Genomic DNA, 18982 nt, shown 5'->3' with positions numbered 1-18982 from the left:
GCCTGGTTGTCCTGCGACCAAGGGCAGGCATGTACGGGGGTTGTGAATGTCCATTCTCAAGATGACACGTGCGCGGCGGCGATGGTGCGCCACCGCCGCCCTGACTCTGGTGGGCGGCCTGCTGCCGCTGGTCGGGCCGCAGGGGGCCACGCCGGCCCGCGCCGCCGACGCCACCCACGCGACGCTCGTCGTCAACAAGGGCGGCGACCGCACCGGTGAACAGACCGTGGGGCCGCTGGCCGGCGCCACCTTCGACTTCTACGCGGGCGTCAGCGGCACCCGGCCCGGCCCCGGTGCGACACCGGACGCGTCCTGCACCACCGACGCCACCGGCAAGTGCGCGGTCGACGTGCCGGGACGCACCGGCACGAACCAGGGCTACTGGATCGTCGAGCGCAGCGCGCCCAGCGGCTGGCGGGTCATCGACAGCCTGGTCACCGGCAACGGCGGCAGCGCGCCGTACCAGTCCACCCCGTACAACGGGGTGTTCACCGGGGCGGTGGCCAACAACCGGACGTACACCTTCCCGGCGGTGACCACCGGGAACAGCAACCGGACCGCGCGTGGCGCGGTGTGGGCCGACGAACGGGACAACCCGGCCCTGCCCGCCTCCTGCGGCCTGCGCGTCGCGTTGCTGATCGACGTGTCCGGCTCCATCACGCCCGACCTGCCCACGGTCAAGAGCGCGGCGAACGGCTTCGTCGACGCCCTGACCGGCACCCCGTCGGAGATCGGGCTCTACACGTTCGCGACCAACGCCAACGCGGTGCTCAACCCGGTGCCGGTCTCCGACCAGGCCGGCGCGAACACGGTCAAGACCGCGATCAACGGCCTCACCTCCGGCGGCACCACCAACTGGGACCAGGGGCTGTGGCAGATCGCCGCCGCGCCCTACGACTACGACGCCGTGATCATCCTGACCGACGGCAACCCCACCGTGTACGGCCCGCCGCCGGTCCAGGGCCCCGGCAGCTTCACCCGGTTCGTCGAGGTGGAGAACGGCATCTTCTCCGCCAACGCGGTCAAGGCCAAGGGCACCCGGGTCGTCGCGGTCGGTGTGGGCGCCGGTGTCTCCGGCGCACCCGACAACCTGGTCGCGATCTCCGGACCGGTCGCCAACTCGGACTACTACCAGACCGACTACGACCAGCTCGCCGCCGTCTTCCGGGAACTCGCCCTGAAGAACTGCCGGGCCACGGTCAGCGTGGTCAAGATGGTGATCCCGCCGGGCGGCGGTGACCCGCAGCCGACCGGTGGTTGGACCATCTCGTCCAGCAGCACCGGCGTCACGCCGCCGAGCGCCGTCACCGACACCTCCACCGGCGCGGTCAACCTCGCGGTCGACCTGAACGGGCAGCCCAGCCGGGCGGTGGCGATCGCGGAGACCCCGCAGTCCGGGTACACCCTGGTGCAGCAGGGCGGCGTCAACGCCACCTGCACGGCCAGCGGCCAACCGGTCCTGGTCGCCAACAACGGCGACTTCGGGTTCAGCGTCAACGCGCTCGCCAACGACGCGGTGACCTGCACGATGATCAACCAGGCCGAGCCGCAGCCGGCGACCGTGGTGGTGAACAAGACCTGGGTGGTCAACGGGCAGCGCGTCCCGGACCCGCAGCAGGACGTCTCCATCCAGGCCGCGCTGGTGCTGCCCGGCGTGGACCAGCCGGCCTGGGGCGTCGCGTACAGCACCTTCCAGGCGGGACAGTCGGTCGTCATCGATGAGAAGATCACCGCGCTGCCGCCCGGTTGCACCAACACGGCCAGCGGCGACCTCGGTGCGCAGACGCTCGCCGCCGGCACCAACACCTACCAGATCACCAACACGGTGACCTGCGAGACGAAGCTGATCCTGGCCAAGTCCGTGCAGAACCCGTATGGCCCGCCGGCGCCGCCGGCAACGGCCTGGGACCTGACCGCATACGGGCCGAACGGGTTCACCGTGAAGAGCGGCGACCCGGCCCGCCCGGTGGTCGCGGGCGCCGTCTACGCGCTCGGCGAGAGCACCGTCCCCGGCTTCACCCAGACCGTGGTGCCGGGCGCGGTGATCGAGCCGCCGGCCACCGGTAGCTGGAGCTGCGGGGTGCGCGACCGCAGCGGGCCGGGGGTCAACCCCGACTTCGGCGGCGAGAACGGCCAGGTCGCCGTGCAGATCGGCCAGACGGTGGTCTGCATCGCGGTCAACCAGGCCCAGCCGGCACTACTGACCCTGGTCAAGGAGGTGCGCAACACCCACGGCGGCACCGCGAAGCCGACCGACTGGGTGCTCAGCGCCACCCCGCCGGCCGGTTCCGCCACGCCGGTCGCCGGCCGCAGCGGCGAGCCGGCGGTGACGAAGGCGGCGGTGAACCCGAACCTCGGCTACACGCTCGCCGAGAGTGACGGCCCGACCGGGTACGAGCAGGTCGGCACGCCGACCTGTGTGCTCACCGGCACCTCCACACCGGTCGAGACGCCGGGCAACGTGCTGACGCCGACGTTCGGGCAGGACGTCACCTGCACGTTCGTCAACGCCGACGTGCCGGTGCCCCCGGCCACCGGTCGGGTCACCCTGGTCAAGGAGGTGGCGAACACCTTCGGCGGCACCGCGAAGCCGACCGACTGGGTGCTCAGCGCCACCCCGCCCCAGGGTTCCGGGGCGAACCCGGTCAGCGGGCGCAGCGGCGAGCCGGCGGTGACCGACGCCGAGGTGGCGGCCGGCGTGCCGTACGGCCTCAGCGAGAGCGGCGGTCCGGCCGGGTACGAGCTGACGGAGCTGCGCTGCGTCTTCAACGACACCGGCGAGCCGGCGCCCACCCCGGGCAACGTGCTCACCCCGGCCGCGGGTCGCGCGTACACCTGCACCTGGCGCAACGGGCAGCTCGACCCGAACGCGGCGCACCTGACCCTGGTGAAGAAGGTCTGGGGCAAGGCCGCACCGACCGACTGGACGCTCACCGCGGCGCCGAACAACGCGGCGACCCCGATCAGCGGGCAGTCCGGCAGTCCCGAGGTCACCTCGGTGCCGGTGCAGGTCGGCGTCGGGTACCGGCTGAGCGAGTCCGGTGGCCCGAAGGGCTACCAGCAGGTCGGGCCGCCGGAGTGCGTGCTCACCGGCACCGACACCCGGGTGCCGGTGGTGGACGGCGTGGTCACCCCGGCGCGGGGGCAGGACATCACCTGCACCTTCACCAACCGGATGGCGGAGAAGCCGTTCCCGCCGTTCCATCCCGGCAAGCACCTGCCGGTCACCGGCATGAAGGTGACCGGGCTGATCGGTGGCGGAGCGTTGGCGATGACGGCCGGCGTGGTGCTGACCGTCCTGGGCTGGCGACGACGCCGGACGATGTGAGGAGTGGGGGTCGGCCGGTGACCGGCTGACCGCGACGACGGCCCGGTGGGACTCACCCACCGGGCCGCCGTGCGTCCGGGCACGATGGTCCGGCCCGACATTCCCGCCACGCCCCGCGTGGTGGAGCGGGCCATCCCGGGTCGGTGGGGTTACGAGGTGGTGTCCGACGTTGTAACGCGCGGCCATCCCGCCCCGGAGACTTGTGTGCGCCGACCACATAGCCCGTGGGTGACGTCACTTCTAGCGTGAGCCGACAACTGACATTCCCCTGTCCTCACCTGGAGTCGCAATGACGTTCCGGCACACGCGACGGGTGTTCCTTTCCGCCGCCACGATGATGGCGGCCGCGTTGGCCGCCACCGCCTGTGGCAGCCCGCAGGACACCGCCTCCGGCGGCGGCGACGCCGCGCCGGTCAAGGTCGGCCTGGTCTACTCCCAGTCCGGACCGCTGGCCAGCTACGGCAAGCAGTACATCGAGGGATTCAAGGCCGGCCTCGACTTCGCCACCAAGGGCACCGGCAAGGTCGGTGACCGCACCATCGAGCTGACCGAGGCCGACGACGCGGGCGACCCCGCCAAGGCCGTCTCCGCCGCCAAGGACCTGATCGGCAAGGGCGCGAAGATCATCGCCGGGTCCACCGCCTCCGGGGTGGCGCTCCAGGTGGCCCCCATCGCCGCGCAGAACAAGGTGCTGTTCATCTCCGGCCCGGCCGCCACCGACGCGGTGACCGGCGCGAACAAGTACACGTTCCGGTCCGGTCGGCAGTCCTGGCAGGACGTGGTGACCGCCAAGTCGTTCATCGGCGACGCGGCCGGCAAGAAGGTAGTCGTCTTCGCCCAGGACGGCGCGTTCGGTGACGCCAACGAGACCGCCGTCAAGGCCGTCATCGGCGGTGCCGGCGCGACCGTGAGCAGCGTCCGCGCGCCGGCCAGCGCCACCGAGTTCACGCCGTTCGCCAGCCAGATCAAGGCCGCCAAGCCGGACCTGCTCTTCGTCGCCTGGGCCGGCACCACCGCCGGCGCCATGTGGCAGACGCTCGACCAGCAGGGCGTGCTCGCCACCACCACTGTCGTCACCGGCCTGGACATCCGCGCCTCCTGGCCGACGTTCGGCGCGGCCGGCAGCAAGATCTCGTTCCTGTCGCACTACTTCGACGGGGCCAGCGACACCGAGGCCGCCAAGGCCGCCAAGGCGAAGATCGCCGGCGGCACGCTCGACCTGTTCCACCCGGACGGGTTCGCCGCCGCGCAGATGGTCGTGCGCGCCGTGCAGGAAGGCGGCGACGACGTGGAGAAGATGGTCACCGCGCTGGAGGGCTGGGAGTTCGAGGGCGTCAAGGGCACCATGAAGATCCGCGCCGAGGACCACGCGCTGCTCCAGCCGATGTACCAGGCCAAGCTCACCGGCAGCGGCACCGCGTTCACCGCGACCGCGCAGAAGACCCTGACCGGTGACGAGAGCGCGCCGCCGGTCGCGCAGATGAAGGGCTGAGCAGGTGCTCGCCACCCGCGGTCTGACCTGGCGGATCGGTGAGGTCGCCATCGTCGACTCCGTCTACCTCGATCTGGCGCCGGGGGAGTTCCTCGGCGTGATCGGGCCCAACGGCGCCGGCAAGACCTCGCTGTTCAACCTGATCACCGGCCTGCGCCGGCCCACCGAGGGCACGGTTCTGCTGGACGGGGCGGACGTCACCACGCTCCCGGTGCACCGGCGGGCCCGGCGCGGCCTGGGGCGTACCTTCCAGGCGTCCTCGGTCTTCGGTTCGCTGACGGTGCGGGAGAACGTCCGGCTCGCCGTACAGGCGCACCGGGGTGGCTCGATGAAGCTGTGGCGGCGGGCGGCGGCCGACCGGGAGGTGGCCGCCGCCGCCGACGCGGCGCTCGACCGGGTCGGCCTGCACCACCGGGGTACGGCGCTGGCCGGCACGCTCGCCCACGGCGAGAAACGCAAGCTGGAGATCGCGCTGCTGCTCGCCGGGGAGCCCCGGGTGATGCTGCTGGACGAGCCGATGGCCGGGGTGAGCGCCGAGGACGTGCCGGAACTGGTCCACGTGATCAAGTCGTTGACCGGGGACAGTGGCCGGGCGGTGCTCATGGTGGAACACCACATGGACGTGATCCTGGAACTGGCCGACCGGATCGCCGTGATGCACCACGGCGCGCTGCTGGCCTGCGACACCCCGGACACGGTGATGGCCAACGCCACCGTGCAGGAGGCGTACCTGGGGGAATCCCTATGAGTGAGCCTGTGCTGTCGGTGGAGGACCTGTCCGTGCGGATCGCCGGGCTGCACATCCTCCAGGGCGTGTCGTTCGAGGTGGCGCCGACCGGCGTCACCGTGCTGCTCGGGCGCAACGGTGTCGGCAAGACCACCACGCTGCGCGCGATCGTCGGGCTCACCCCCAGGGGCGGCGAGGTGCGCGGCACCGTGCGGATGGGCGCGCGGAGCCTGCTCGCCCGCCCCACCCACCGGCTGGTCCGCGGCGGCCTCGGCTACGTGCCGGAGGACCGCTGCGTCTTCGCCGGCCTCACCGTCGCGGAGAACCTGCGGCTGGCCGAACGGCGCGGCACCACCCCGGCGTACGACAAGGTCTTCGCGCTCTTCCCGGAGCTGGACCGGCGCGGACGGCAACGGGCCGGTTCGCTCTCCGGCGGGCAGCAGCAGATGCTCGCCATCGGCCGGGTGCTGCTCAACGACAACCGGCTGCTGCTGGTCGACGAGCCGACCAAGGGGTTGGCGCCGAAGGTGGTGACCGAGGTGGCCAAGGTGCTGGAACGGGTCGCGGAATCCGTGCCGGTGCTGCTGGTCGAGCAGAACCTGGCGGTGGTGCGGCGGCTCGCGCGCGACGCGGTGGTGCTCTCCGCCGGCCGGGTCGCCTGGACCGGCGACGCGCGCGAGCTGCTGCTGGAGACCGCGCTGACCAGGTCGCTGCTCGGAGTCGGCGCTGCGGAGGTGCACTCGTGAACACGGTGGTCCTGCTGACGCTGACCGGGCTCGGCCTGGCGGCGCTCTACTTCCTGGTCGCCTCCGGCCTGTCCCTGGTCTTCGGCCTCGCCGACGTGCTCAACTTCGCGCACGGGCTCTTCCTCGGTGTCGGCGCGTACGCGACCTGGTGGGCGGCGGGCAACCTGCCCGGTGCCGGGCCGGACGGGGTCGGCTTCGTGGTCGCGGTGCTGTTCGGCGTGCTGGCTGGTTCACTGGTCGCGGTGCTGGTGGAGCTGGTGCTGATCCGGCCGCTCTACTCCCGCACCATCGAACAGGTGCTGGTCACCGTCGGCCTGTCGCTGGCCGGCGTGGCGTTGCTCCAGGCCACCTGGGGCGCGGACCCGCGACCGTTCCCGCGCCCCGACTGGAGCCGGAACGTGACAGCGGTGCTCGGCGCGCAGGTGCCGAACGCCGGGCTGCTGCTGATCGTCGCCGCCGTGCTGGTGCTCGGCGCGCTGCTGGCGTTCCTGCGCTGGACCCGGTACGGCCTGATCATCCGGGCCGGGGTGGAGAACCGGGAGATGGTCACCGCGCTCGGCATCGACGTGCGCAAGGCGTTCACGCTGGTCTTCGCGATCGGCGGAGCCGCCGCCGCGCTGGCCGGCGCGCTCGGCGGCGTCTACTTCGGCACCGTCTCACCCGGCCAGGGCGGCTCGCTGCTGATCTTCGCGTTCATCGTGGTGGTGATCGGCGGGATGGGCTCGGTGGTCGGGTCCGCGTACGCGGCGGTCGCGGTGGGACTGCTGCAACAGTTCGTCAACTACTACGGCACGTCCGGGCTGGGTGACCTGTGCGTGGTCGGCCTGCTCGCGGTGGTGCTGCTGCTGCGTCCGCAGGGCCTGGCCGGAAAGGTGGCTCACGCATGACCAACTCGGTGGTTGATGCGCCCCTGGCGCAGGTGCCCGACGAACTGACGCCCGGGCACTCCCGCTGGCACGGGCTGCGTCCGTACCTGCCGGTGGTCGCGCTGGTGGTGGCGGCGATCCTGCCGTACTCGACGCTCAACCTGCCCGGCATCTTCGAGGGCCCGCTGAACTCGCCGGGCACGCTGCAACTGCTCGCCATCTGCCTGGTCTTCGGCGGTCTCGCGGCTGGCTACGACCTGCTGTTCGGGCGCACCGGCATGCTCTCGTTCGGGCACGCGCTCTACTTCGCCGCCGGCGTCTACGGCACCGACGTGCTGATCACCAAGGCCGGGCTGCCGCTGTGGCAGGCCGCCGTGCTGACCGTGCTCGGCGGCACCACGCTCGCCGCGCTGCTCGGCGCCGTGGCGCTGCGTACCGTGGGCATCGCATTCGCCATGGTGACGCTGGCCTTCGCGCAGGTCGGGGCGATCCTGGTGGCCCGCGACTTCGGTGGGCTCACCGGCGGCGAGGAGGGCCTGCCGCTGGACGTGTCCGGGCTGCCGTCGGCGCTGGTCGGGGTCACCAACACGGTCAACCTCTACTGGCTGGCGCTGGCGTACCTGGCGCTGGTGGTGCTGGTGGTGCACCGGGTCAGCGGCTCGCCGACCGGGCGGGTGCTGGCCGGGCTGCGCGACGACGAACGGCGGATCGGGGTGCTGGGGCTCGACCCGTACCGGTTCAAGCTCGTCGCGTTCACGCTGGCCGGTGGCCTGGCCAGCGCCGGCGGGGTGGTCTACGTGCTGATCGTGGGCGGCGCCAGCCCGCACATCACGTCGTCCGAGCTGACGCTCTCGCTGCTGGTCATGGTGGTGCTGGGCGGTCCGGGCACCCGCTGGGGCCCGGTGCTGGGCGGCATCCTCTACATGTACCTGGACCACCGCTTGACCGCGTTCGGCAGCAGCGACGCCGTGAACGCCCTCCCGGCGTTCCTGAGCCACCCCCTGAGCCAGCCCCTGTTCGTCCTGGGCACGGTGTTCATCCTGGCGGTGTACTTCTTCCCCGGCGGCCTGGCCAGCCTGCGCACCCGCCTGACCCCCTTGGTGACCGCCCTCCGCCCACCCCGCCCACCCCGCTGACCCCCGCCCCGCCCCGCCTCGTTGATCAAGGAGTTCGCGTCGGCCCACCGGCTTAAAATGACGCAAACTTCTTGATCGACGAGGTCGGGGAGAGACCCGGGGCAGGTCGGGGCCGTGGTCGACGCGGTCGGGGAGCGGACCGTGGACGCGGTGGTGAACAACGCCGGGGGCTACCTCGGCGGGCCCACCGGCACGCTCGACGAGGTGGCCGCCTGGTGGCGCGCCAACCTCGACGCCAACGTGCTCACCGCGGTCCTGCTCACCGAGGCGCTGCTGCCCGCCCTGCGCCGCCCCGGCGGGCGGGTGGTCCTGCTCAGCTCGATCGCCGCCCAACGCGGCGGGGGCGGGCCCTACTCGGCGGCCAAGGCGGCGTTGCACGGCTGGGCGTACCACCTGGCCGGGCAGCTCGGCCCGGACCAGATCACAGTCAACGTGGTCAGCCCCGGATACGTCGCCGAGACCGAGTTCTTCGGCGACCGGATGACGCCGGAGGGACACGCCAAGCGGGTGGCGGCCACCCTGGTCGGCCGCGCCGGCGTGCCGGACGACATCGCCGCCGCGGTGCGCTACCTGGTCGGCCCGTCGGCCGGCTACGTCACCGGTCAGGTCCTCGGCGTCAACGGCGGCTCCGTCCTCGGCCGCTGAACGCCGCGGCGGGCTACTACCTGAGCGTGGCCGTGGGGTTCCTGGTGGTGTTCAGCGCCGAGCAGGAGCCGGAGGAGTTCGACACCATCGAGGACGTGATCGGCTTCACCTGGCTGTTCACCTGGTCCTGTCCGTGGTCCTGCCCGTGGTGCTGCTCAACGGTCGGCTCCTGGCCTGGCTGCGCGGCCTCCGGCGGTACCGGCCGCCCGCGACCGCCCGCCGGCAGCGCCGGGAGCACGCCCGCTACCTGCTCCACCACTACCCGTCGGCGCGCGGCGAGCTGCGCATCGGCCGGCCCGACCGGCCCCGCGCGTACGACGACGGTGGTCTCGTCGACGTCAACTCGGTGCCTGCCAGTCGAAGTCGAAGGAGACCTCCGCGTCGGCCCGCCCGGCCCGCCGGCCGTACCCGCCGCCCCTGGTAGAAATGCCGGATGAGCCAGGATCGGAACGCCGTCCGGGAACGCGCCGAGGCGGTGCTGCGGCGGCTGGCGGGTGACCACGCCCGGCTGCGCGAGGACCAGTGGCGCGCCATCGAGGCGCTGGTGGTCGATCGGCGGCGGGTGCTCTGCGTCCAGCGCACCGGCTGGGGCAAGTCGGCCGTCTACTTCGTGGCCACCGCGCTGCTGCGGGACGGCGGCGAGCACGGGCCGACGGTGATCGTGTCGCCGCTGCTGGCGTTGATGCGCAACCAGGTCGACGCCGCCGCCCGCGCCGGCATCCGGGCCCGCACCATCAACTCCGCCAACCTGGACGAGTGGGACGAGATCACCGCCGAGATCCACGCCGGGGCGGTCGACGTGCTGCTGATCAGCCCGGAACGCCTCAACAACCCGGACTTCCGGGACGGCGTGCTGCCGAAGCTGGCCGCCACCACCGGGCTGCTGGTGGTGGACGAGGCGCACTGCGTCTCCGACTGGGGGCACGACTTCCGCCCCGACTACCGCCGGTTGCGGACGTTCCTGGCCAACCTGCCCGAGCGCACGCCGGTGCTCGCCACCACGGCCACCGCCAACGCCCGGGTCACCCGCGACGTGGCCGAGCAGTTGGGTGACGCGCTGGTGCTGCGCGGCACGCTGGACCGGGAGTCGCTGCGCCTCGGCGTACTCGACCTGCCGAGCCCGGCCCACCGCCTGGCCTGGCTGGCCGACCACCTCGACCGGCTGCCCGGCTCGGGGATCGTCTACACGCTCACCGTGGCCGCGGCCACCGAGACGGCCGATTTCCTCCGCGGCCGGGGCTGGTCGGTGGCGTCCTACACCGGGCAGGCCGAGGACGCCGACCGCCGCGCCGCCGAACAGGACCTGCTCGACAACAAGATCAAGGCGTTGGTCGCCACCAGCGCGCTCGGCATGGGCTTCGACAAGCCCGACCTCGGCTTCGTGGTGCACCTGGGCGCGCCGCCGTCGCCGATCGCCTACTACCAGCAGGTCGGCCGCGCCGGCCGGGCCGTCGAGCAGGCCGAGGTGCTGCTCCTGCCCGGCGTCGAGGACGCGGCCATCTGGCGCTACTTCGCCTCGCTCGCGTTCCCGCCGGAGGAGCAGGTCCGCGCCGTGCTCGCCGCGTTGGACACCGAGCGGCCGATCTCCACCCAGGCCCTGGAACCGGTGGTCGACCTGCGCCGGGCCCGGCTGGAGCTGATGCTCAAGGTGCTCGACGTGGACGGCGCGGTCCGCCGGGTGCGCGGCGGCTGGCTCGCCACCGGCGAGCCGTGGGTCTACGACGAGGCCCGGTTGCGACGCGTCGCCGACGCGCGCGCCGCCGAGCAGCGGGCCATGCGGGAGTACGCGGACACGTCCCGCTGCCGGATGCGCTACCTGCGGGAAGGGCTCGACGACACCGGGGCGGCGGACTGCGGCCGGTGCGACAACTGCGCCGGGCCGCTGTTCGACGCGGAGGTCTCACCGGAGGCGCTCACCGCCGCGCAGACCTTCCTCGGCCGCCCCGGCGTCCAGATCGCGCCGAAGAAGCTCTGGCCGACCGGGTTGGACGCGGTCGGCGTACCCCTGAAGGGCCGCATTCCCCCGGCGGAGCAGGCACTGCCCGGCCGGGCCGTGGGCCGCCTGTCGGACCTGGGGTGGGGCGGGCGGCTGCGGGGCCTGGTCGGGCCGGACGCGCCGGACGGCCCGGTGCCCGACGACGTGGCGGCGGCCGTGGTGGAGGTGCTGAAGGCGTGGGCGCACGGTGACGACCCGTGGCCGCGCCGCCCGGCCGGCGTGGTCGCGGTCGGCTCCCGGACCCGGCCGCTGCTGGTCGGCTCGCTGGCCGAGCGGATCGCCGCGGTCGGCCGGCTGCCGTTGCTCGGCGTGGTGATCCCGACCGGTCCGGCCGGTGCCGGCGGGCCGCGCGGCAACAGCGCCCAGCGGGTACGCGCGCTGCACGACGCGTTCCGCCTGCCGGACGAGCTGGCCGACGCGTTGCCCACGCTGGACGGGCCGGTGCTGCTCGTCGACGACCTGGTCGACTCCGGCTGGACGATGGGCGTGGTGGCGCGGCTGCTGCGTCGCGCCGGCACGCCGGACGTGCTGCCGCTGGCGCTCGCCGTAGCCGGCTGAGGTGTAAGGCGGGGCCCCCGCTTAACGCATTCTGCATAGGAAGGGGCCCCGCTTAACAACCGTGTTCCTCCCGCGCGCGGGGATCGCCGTGCGGCCGGGTGCGAGCCGGGCCACCGTTCGCGCGGCCGTCGTCGGCGGGGGCCGCGGCCGGCGGTACGGTGGGGCCATGACCGAGCAGCGACCCGTCGTCCAGACGTACACCGTGACCGGGATGACCTGCGAACACTGCGTCCGCGCGGTGACCGGGGAGCTGTCCGCGCTGCCCGGCGTCGAGGAGGTCCGGATCGACCTCGTCGGTGGCACGGCCACGGTCACCAGCGCGGCCCCGCTGCCGGTGGAGTCCGTCCGCGCCGCCGTCGACGAGGCGGGTTACGAGTTGGCCGGCGGCGTTGCCTGAGTCGTCGTCCCTCACCGGTCCCGCGCCCGGCGTCGACCGCCCCGCGTCGGGCTTCGACGATCCCGCGCCGGGCACCGGTGGAGTGGGGCCGGCGGTGGTGGACCGGGAGACCGTGCGGCTCGCCCTGGTGGTGGGCGGCCTGGTGCTGGCCGTACTGCTGGGTTTCGGGCTCGGTCGGTTGAACCCGCCGGCGAACCCGGCCGGCGGCGCGGCCCCGGCCGGCACGGCCCCGGCCGGTGGCGCTCCCGCCGGTGGCGACCACTCCCACGCGCCCGGGACCGGCGCGCACGCGCACGACGGGGCCACTGTCACCCAGGGCGGTGGCGACGGCGCGACCGGCCTGTCGATCAGCTCGGCCGGCTACACGCTCGTCCCGTCGACCGGGGAGCTGACCGCCGGCCGCGCCGGTGACCTGCGGTTCCAGGTTCGCGACGACAAGCGTCGGGCGGTGACCCGGTTCGCCGTCGTGCACGACAAGCCGATGCACGTGATCGTGGTCCGCCGTGACCTCACCGGCTACCAGCACCTGCACCCGACGATGGCCGCCGACGGCACCTGGTCGGTCCCGTTGACGCCCGCCGAGCCGGGCGTCTGGCGGATGTACGCGGACTTCACCGCCGTCGCCGACGACGGCCGGCAGGTCGCCGTCGTGCTCGGCGCCGACCTGGACGTGCCGGGCGGCTACCGGCCCCGGCCGCTGCCCGCCCCGGCCACGTCGGCCACTGTCGACGGCTTCACCGTGGCGTACACCGGCACGCCCGACGTGGGACGGTCGGTGCCGTTTCGGTTCCGGGTCACCGGTGCCGGCGGCGCGACCGCGCCCCTGGAGCCGTACCTGGGCGCGTTCGGCCACCTAGTGGCGCTGCGCGAGGGTGATCTCGGCTATCTGCACGTCCACCCGGAGCCGGTGCGGGACGGCGACGCGGTGACGTTCTGGTTGACCGCGCCCGGGCCGGGCCGCTACCGGATGTTCCTGGACTTCCAGGTCGGTGGTGTGGTGCGGACCGCCGAGTTCACGCTGACCGTCACGTGACCGGCCGGCCGGCGGGTCAGCCGGCCCGGCGGACCGGGCGGCGGGCCAGGTAGCGCAGCAGGTCGCGGATGTGGTGCTTCTCCTCGGCGGGGACGTTCGGGTCGGCCAGCCGTTCCAGGATCACCCGCACGTCCGCCTCCACCGGGCCGTCCTCGGCGGCGCGCCGCCGGGGCACCGCTCCGGCGTCGGGCAGGCCCAGGGCCCGGAACGCGGCGGCCACCGGCAGGTCTAGGGCGGCGCAGAAGCCACGCACCTTGGCCAGCTCGGGATAGTCCTGCCAGTCGCCGGCCAGCCAGCGGAACACGGTGGAGCGGCCGACGCCGGTGTGGGTGGCGAGGTCGGTCACCGTCCAGCCGCGCTCCTCACGCGCGTCGTCGATGGCCCGTCGCACGAAGCGTGCGAAGGCCATCTGCGGCGAAACCTCTGCGGAGCCCATCCCTCCTCGGCTGTCCCCTTCCGCCGGTGCGCCCGGCTCTGCGCCCCGAGCCTAATACGCCCGGGGGAAGAAGTAACTGACTGATCGGTCGGAAGGTCCCATGGGCGGGACCGGCGAAGCGTGAACAGTTGCGAACTGTCAACTAAGCTGGATGAACCCTCCCGGCAGCGACTTCGAAGGAGCAGCATGGCCGAGCCGGACCGCCCCGTCCCGCACCGTCCTGGCGCGGTGAGCCTCTTCTTCGTGGCCAAGGCCGGCGTGTTCGCACTCGGTTTCTGGATCTGGCTGCTGGTGCTGGCCGCGCAGGGCGACCCGGCGGAGGGCGTGCACCTGATCGCCGCGACCGGTGCCGTCTGCACCACGCTGGTCGGCGTGGTGCTGGGGGCGCGGATGGCGCTCCAGCGCAACGCCGCCGCCCGGCATGCCGAGCTGAAGCGACTGCTTGTCGACATCTCCTGGAACGCGTTCGCCGCCGCCGGCAACTCCGACCAGCCGGCGAAGGTGGTGCCGTTCCCGACCGTGTCGCAGGACAGCGAACGGGCCACCAACCGGGGCCCCGGTGAGCGGGTGTCGGCGCTGGACCGCGGCGACCGCAACCGGGGCGAGCGGCGCCGCTAGGCCGGGTTCGGCTCGGCGAGCAGCGTCTCCAGGCGGGGCGTGACCCCCCACCGGTCCACCAACTCGCGATATTCGGCCCGCTGGTCGTCGGTCGGCGCACCGGCCGTCCGTCGCGCCCGGATGAGCAGGTTGCGTGGGGTGTGCTGGGAGTCGACGAACTCCACCACCTCGGCGCGGTAGCCGTGCAGCCGGAGCAGCCCGGCCCGCAGCGCGTCGGTGAGCACGTCGGCGAACCGCTCGCGCAGGATGCCCTGCCGGATGAGCAGTCCGTCCGGCGCGGGTGCGGGCCGGGCCCGGAGCTGGGCGGCCAGGTCGTGGTGGCAGCACGGGGCGGCGAGCACCCAGCGGGCACCCCAGCGCACGGCCCGGGCCAGCGCCTCGTCGGTCGCCGTGTCGCAGGCGTGCAGCGCCAGCACCAGGTCCGGAGCCGGTTCGACAGGCGCCTGCGCGATGGTGCCGGCGACGAAGCTCACCCGATCGGCCCAGCCCAGCCGTTCGGCCAGCTCGGTGTTGCGGCGGCGCTGGTCCTCCCGGACGTCCACGCCGACCAGCGTCACGTCCAGGCCGCGCCGGGTCAGGTAGCGGTGGGCGGCGAAGGTCAGGTAGGCGTTTCCGCAGCCCAGGTCCACCACGCGCAGTGGGCCGGTGAGGTCGTCCGGCAGGGTCGCGGCGAGCGCGCGGAGGAACGCGTCGACCTGGCGGCGCTTGGCCGCCGTGCCGCCGATGGCGGCGAACAGCGGGTCGCCCGGGTCGAGCAGCCAGTCCTTGGCCCGGTCGTGCCCGCCCGGCTCGGCGACCGGCCGGCTGGCCGCGGCGCGGTGCACCTGCGCCTCGCCGGACTTGGTCACCCGGAGCTGGAGCGTGGTGTTGGTGGTCTCCACGTGCCAGTTGCCGAACGGCTCGGCGAGCAGCTCGTCGACGGCCGTGCCGGCCTCCTCGCTGCCGGGGGTGAGGTTCCGGGTGTGCGGCCGGGCGCCGTCGGAGGTGGCGATCTGCAACCGGGCGCCGGCCTTGAGCGTGACCGGGCGCAGTTCCGCGCGGACCACCGAGGGCCGCTGCCCTCGCTGCCGGCCGGCGGCCACCGCCCGGGTCAGACCCGGGTCGAGCAGCAGCGCCCGCACTTCCCGCAGCGCCGCGTCCAACGCCTCCGCCATCCCTGTTCCTCCCGTCCTCCTGCCCTCCCGCACCCGCTCTCGCCCTCACCTCGCCCCGGTCGATCATGAAGTTGACGGCGCGACACGCCGGGCGGGTGGCCGCCAACTTCATGATCGACGAGGTGGGGGGTGGGGCGGGGCAGGGTGGGGTGGGACAGGGAGCGGCCCCCGGAGTGGGTCCGGGGGCCGTCGTGTGTGTGCTGGTCAGTCGGTGGTGGCGGCGGTCGCCTCGGCGGCCGTGCCGGTGCCGCTTCCGCCGCGGCGACGCCGGCGACGGCGCGGCTTGGTCGCGGTCTCGCCGTCGGCGGTGGCGGTGGCGGTGAGGGCCGTGGGCTGCTCCGTCGCGCCCTCGGTGGCGACCACCGCGGTCGGCTGCTCGCCGGCCACCGTCTCCCCGGCCCGGCGGCGACGACGCCGGCGCGGGGTACGGGTGCCCTCGTCCGTCGCGACCGCGGTCGCCCCGCTGTCGGCGGGTGCGTCACCGGCCTGGTCGCCGCGTCCACGCCTGCGGTCCCCGCCGCGCCCACGGCTGTCGCCACGGCTGTCGCCGCGCCGGCCGTCCCGCCGTGACCGGCCGCCGCCCAGGTCCTCCTCGACCTCGGCCGACAGCCCGGCGCGGGTGCGCGCGGCGGTCGGCAGGGTGTCGCTGACGTCCCGGGAGATGTCCAGGTCGGTGTAGAGGTGCGGGGAGGTGTGGTAGGTCTCCGGCGGCTCGGGCATGTCCAGCCCGAGCGTCTTGTCGATGATGCGCCAGCGGGGCATGTCGTCCCAGTCGACGAACGTCACCGCGACACCTGTCGCCCCGGCCCGGCCGGTGCGGCCGATCCGGTGGGTGTAGGTGTCCTGGTCCTCGGGGCAGTCGTAGTTGATCACGTGCGTGACGCCTGTGACGTCGATGCCCCGGGCCGCCACGTCGGTGGCGACGAGCGTGTCGATCTTGCCGGCGCGGAACGCCCGCAGCGCCCGCTCCCGGGCACCCTGGCCCAGGTCACCGTGCACGGCCGCCACGGCGAAGCCGCGGAAGTCGAGATCCTCGGCGACCCGGTCGGCGGCCCGCTTGGTGCGGCAGAAGATCATGGTCAGCCCGCGACCCTCGGCCTGCAGGATCCGCGCCACGATCTCGACCTTGTTCATCGAGTGGGTGCGGTAGGCGAGCTGCTGGGTCTGCGGCGACGGGCCGGTCTCGGCGGTGTGCCCGGCGTGGATGGTCACCGGCCGGCGGAGGAACCGCCGGGACAGCGCCACGATCGGGTCCGGCATGGTGGCCGAGAAGAGCATGGTCTGCCGGTCCTCCGGCAGCATCGCCAGGATCTTCTCGACGTCGTCCAGGAAGCCCAGGTCGAGCATCCGGTCGGCCTCGTCGAGGACGAGCGCGCGGACCCGGTCGAGCCGCAGGTGCTTCTGCTTCTGCAGGTCGAGCAGGCGGCCGGGCGTGCCGACCAGGATCTCGACGCCCTTGCGCAGCGCGTCGATCTGCGGCTCGTACGCCACGCCGCCGTAGATCGGCAGCACACGGACGCCCCGGGTGCGACCGGCGGCGTCGAGGTCCTTGGCGACCTGGATGCCCAGCTCGCGGGTGGGGACGACGACGAGTGCCTGGGGCACGCCGTCGCTCCCCTCGGACGGGGCGAAGACGCGCTCGAGCAGCGGGATGCCGAAGCCGAGCGTCTTGCCGGTGCCGGTCGGGGCCTGCCCGATCAGGTCGACACCGCGCAGGCCGATCGGCAGCGCGTATTCCTGGATGGCGAAGGCGCGGGTGATGCCCGCGGCGGCGAGTGCCTCGACGGTCTCCTGACGGGCGCCGAGCGCGGCGAACGTGGGTGCCTCCGGCGGGACCGGAGCGGTGGGGGCCAGTGGCTGGCCGATGCTCTGCTCACTCATGTGGATGTGGGGGTGCCCTCTCGTGGTGCGCCCCTCATGTCCTCAGGGCGCGAACGGTTTGGCGCGGGCCACGCGGTCGGGGGCGGTTTCGCCGAGCCGGACCGGGCCGCACGCGCGCCGGGGACCGGGGCTGATCAGCGATGCTGACCAGGTCGGTGCCCACGGCAACTGCCTCATCTTACCTGAACGGCCTCCGGGCCGTCCCGATTCCGGGTGCCGGCCGGGCATCCGGGGGCGCTTCATGTGACCTGCGCCACAGGCGAGCGGGCGGTAGCCTGCGCTCGTGCCCGCCCCCGATCCCGCAGCCGCCGACCTGTTCGGCCTCGTCGCGTACGGCGAACTGCTCGCCTTCGACCGGCTGGCCGCCGACGCGCGGCTCGCCCCCGACCTGCGACGCCGGGCCGCGCTCAGCGAGATGGCCGCGGCCGAGATGGCGCACTACCGGTGGCTCACCGACCGCCTCGCCGCGCTGGGCGTGGCCCCCGAGGAGGCGATGGCCCCCTACGTCGAGGCGTTACGCGCGTACCACGACTCGACCGAGCCGCGGGACTGGGCGGAGGCGGTGACCAAGGCGTACGTGGGCGACGCGATCACCGACGACTTCCTGCGCGGGATCGCCGACGGGCTGGCCGGGCCGGACCGCGCGCTGCTGCTCGACGTCCTGCACGACTCCCGGTACGCGGAGTTCGCCGCCGCCGAGATCAGGGCCGCGATCGAGGCGGACCCGAGGGCGGCCGGCCGGCTCTCGATGTGGGCCCGCCGGCTGCTCGGCGAGGCGCTCTCGCAGGCCGGCCGCGTCGCCGCCGCCGACCGGGGGGCGCTCGCCACGTTGCTCCGGCGGACCGGCGGGGACGTGCCGTCACTGCTGCGCCGGCTGACCGAGGCGCACACCGCGCGGATGTCGGCGGCCGGGCTGAACAACTGAGTCGCCGCGGCGGGTCTCCCCGCCACGGCGACCGGTGCGACGTGGATCAGCGGACGGTGAACCCGACCGCGCGGGGCGAGGCCTCCGCGATCTCGACGTAGGCGACCTTGCCGACCGGCACGATGACCCGCCGGCCCTTCTCGTCGGTCAGGGAGAGCGTGCCCTCGCTCCCGGCGAAGGCGTCGGTCACGATCTGCTCGATCTCGGCCGGCGACTGCGCGCTCTCCAGGACCAGCTCCCGCGGCGCGTACTGCACGCCGATCTTGACCTCCACTGTGCCTCCTCTGACTGGGGCGAAAGAGCCGCCGTGGGAAGGCTATCCGATCGGGCGGCGCGATGGTCAGGCTGACTCACCTTGCAGCGGGAAGCTGGCGATGCCGCGCCACGACAGCGCCGCGACCAGTGCTTCCGCCTCCGGCTTGGCCACCTGCCGGCCGCCCGCCAGCCAGAACTGCGCGGCGGTCTCCGCGGCGCCGACCAGACCGGACGCGAGCAGCTCGGCGTGCGCCCGGCTCACCCCGGTGTCCGAGATGATGGTGTCGGTGATCGCCGCGATGCAGCCCTGCTCGACCCGCTCCACCCGCTGCCGCACGGCCGGGTCGTTGCGCAGGTCCGACTCGAAGACCAGTCGGAACGCCTCGCTCTCGTGGTCGACGAAGTCGAAGTAGGCCCGCACTGCGGCGCCGACCCGCTCCTTGTTGTCGTTGGTGCCGCGCATCGCGTCGTGCACCTTCGCCACGATGGCGTCACAGTGCGTGTCCAGCAGCGCCAGGTAGAGCTCCATCTTCCCGGGGAAGTGCTGATAGAGAACGGGCTTGGAGACGCCGGCCCGCTCGGCGATGTCGTCCATCGCGGCGGCGTGGTAGCCGTGCGCGACGAACACCTCCTGGGCAGCGGCGAGCAGCTGCTTGCGGCGCGCCGAGCGGGGCAGGCGGGTGGGCCGGCCGGCCGTGTGTGCACCGTTCCCCACTGCGGTCATGGGAACCTCCGAGTATCTGCGTCGAGCCGGCACGTATCGCCCGAACCGGTCCGGGTTCGTGAACC

The 18982-nt window shown here is 73.5% G+C and carries 17 protein-coding genes and 1 pseudogene; 13 read left to right on the top strand and 5 right to left on the bottom strand.

Features of this window, described 5'->3' with window-relative positions; translation table 11 throughout:
- Positions 1–61: 61 nt before the first annotated feature.
- The 11 genes and pseudogenes from ACH495_RS07890 (at position 62) to ACH495_RS07840 (ending at position 12924) form a co-directional block, all read left to right on the top strand.
- Positions 62–3328: a VWA domain-containing protein gene (locus ACH495_RS07890; RefSeq protein ID WP_396856949.1), complete on the top strand. Its 3267-nt coding sequence runs from the start codon at positions 62–64 to the stop codon at positions 3326–3328.
- A 289-nt stretch (positions 3329–3617) separates the two neighbouring features.
- Positions 3618–4820, top strand: coding sequence for a substrate-binding domain-containing protein (locus ACH495_RS07885; RefSeq protein WP_396856948.1), 1203 nt, complete (start codon positions 3618–3620; stop codon positions 4818–4820).
- A gap of 4 nt (positions 4821–4824) precedes the next feature.
- A complete protein-coding gene (locus tag ACH495_RS07880) occupies positions 4825–5568 on the top strand; it encodes an ABC transporter ATP-binding protein (RefSeq protein WP_396856947.1) in 744 nt (247 codons plus the stop codon).
- Entirely contained in the window at positions 5565–6293 is a 729-nt protein-coding gene (locus tag ACH495_RS07875) for an ABC transporter ATP-binding protein (protein ID WP_396856946.1), read from the top strand. The genes ACH495_RS07880 and ACH495_RS07875 overlap by 4 nt, the downstream gene beginning before the upstream one ends.
- A complete protein-coding gene (locus tag ACH495_RS07870) occupies positions 6290–7180 on the top strand; it encodes a branched-chain amino acid ABC transporter permease (protein WP_396856945.1) in 891 nt (296 codons plus the stop codon). Before ACH495_RS07875 ends, ACH495_RS07870 begins: the two co-directional genes overlap by 4 nt.
- On the top strand, positions 7177–8295 hold the full coding sequence (locus ACH495_RS07865; protein ID WP_396856944.1) for a branched-chain amino acid ABC transporter permease: 1119 nt from the start codon (positions 7177–7179) through the stop codon (positions 8293–8295). Before ACH495_RS07870 ends, ACH495_RS07865 begins: the two co-directional genes overlap by 4 nt.
- A 93-nt stretch (positions 8296–8388) precedes the next feature.
- Positions 8389–8940 (top strand): annotated as a pseudogene (locus ACH495_RS07860) (SDR family NAD(P)-dependent oxidoreductase); the annotation flags it as partial.
- A gap of 133 nt (positions 8941–9073) precedes the next feature.
- Positions 9074–9364, top strand: a complete 291-nt coding sequence (locus ACH495_RS07855; protein ID WP_396856943.1) for a hypothetical protein — start codon at positions 9074–9076, stop codon at positions 9362–9364.
- A 9-nt stretch (positions 9365–9373) separates the two neighbouring features.
- On the top strand, positions 9374–11494 hold the full coding sequence (locus ACH495_RS07850) for a DEAD/DEAH box helicase (protein ID WP_396856942.1): 2121 nt from the start codon (positions 9374–9376) through the stop codon (positions 11492–11494).
- A 166-nt stretch (positions 11495–11660) separates the two neighbouring features.
- Positions 11661–11891, top strand: coding sequence for a heavy-metal-associated domain-containing protein (locus tag ACH495_RS07845; protein ID WP_107161800.1), 231 nt, complete (start codon positions 11661–11663; stop codon positions 11889–11891).
- Positions 11884–12924 (top strand): hypothetical protein, encoded by a 1041-nt coding sequence (locus tag ACH495_RS07840; protein WP_396856941.1) that lies wholly within the window; start codon positions 11884–11886, stop codon positions 12922–12924. Before ACH495_RS07845 ends, ACH495_RS07840 begins: the two co-directional genes overlap by 8 nt.
- Positions 12925–12940: 16 nt before the next feature.
- On the opposite strand, the gene ACH495_RS07835 is transcribed toward ACH495_RS07840, so the two are convergent.
- Positions 12941–13360 (bottom strand): helix-turn-helix domain-containing protein, encoded by a 420-nt coding sequence (locus tag ACH495_RS07835; RefSeq protein ID WP_107161798.1) that lies wholly within the window; start codon positions 13358–13360, stop codon positions 12941–12943.
- A 186-nt stretch (positions 13361–13546) separates the two neighbouring features.
- On the opposite strand from ACH495_RS07835, the gene ACH495_RS07830 reads away from it, so the two are divergent.
- On the top strand, positions 13547–13978 hold the full coding sequence (locus ACH495_RS07830) for a hypothetical protein (protein ID WP_396856940.1): 432 nt from the start codon (positions 13547–13549) through the stop codon (positions 13976–13978).
- Here the strand turns inward: ACH495_RS07830 and ACH495_RS07825 are convergent.
- Both ACH495_RS07825 and ACH495_RS07820 read right to left on the bottom strand, forming a co-directional pair.
- Positions 13975–15132: a class I SAM-dependent methyltransferase gene (locus ACH495_RS07825; RefSeq protein WP_396856939.1), complete on the bottom strand. Its 1158-nt coding sequence runs from the start codon at positions 15130–15132 to the stop codon at positions 13975–13977. The genes ACH495_RS07830 and ACH495_RS07825 overlap by 4 nt on opposite strands.
- Before the next feature lie 204 nt (positions 15133–15336).
- Positions 15337–17013: a DEAD/DEAH box helicase gene (locus ACH495_RS07820; protein WP_396856938.1), complete on the bottom strand. Its 1677-nt coding sequence runs from the start codon at positions 17011–17013 to the stop codon at positions 15337–15339.
- A gap of 283 nt (positions 17014–17296) precedes the next feature.
- Between ACH495_RS07820 and ACH495_RS07815 the strand changes: the two genes are divergently transcribed.
- Positions 17297–17938, top strand: coding sequence for a ferritin-like fold-containing protein (locus tag ACH495_RS07815; protein WP_396856937.1), 642 nt, complete (start codon positions 17297–17299; stop codon positions 17936–17938).
- A gap of 46 nt (positions 17939–17984) precedes the next feature.
- Here the strand turns inward: ACH495_RS07815 and ACH495_RS07810 are convergent, their stop codons facing one another.
- Together ACH495_RS07810 and ACH495_RS07805 are read right to left on the bottom strand one after the other, a co-directional pair.
- Complete coding sequence (locus ACH495_RS07810; protein ID WP_107161788.1) at positions 17985–18212, bottom strand: DUF3107 domain-containing protein; 228 nt, start codon at positions 18210–18212, stop codon at positions 17985–17987.
- A 66-nt stretch (positions 18213–18278) separates the two neighbouring features.
- The gene (locus tag ACH495_RS07805; protein WP_107161786.1) at positions 18279–18917 is read right to left on the bottom strand and encodes a TetR/AcrR family transcriptional regulator; all 639 of its coding nucleotides are present in this window, start codon (positions 18915–18917) and stop codon (positions 18279–18281) included.
- Positions 18918–18982 lie beyond the last annotated feature (65 nt).

The sequence above is a fragment of the Micromonospora sp. NPDC018662 genome, assembly GCF_044391475.1.
Taxonomy (GTDB): domain Bacteria; phylum Actinomycetota; class Actinomycetes; order Mycobacteriales; family Micromonosporaceae; genus Micromonospora.
This window is presented reverse-complemented; position numbering and strand designations above follow the sequence as displayed.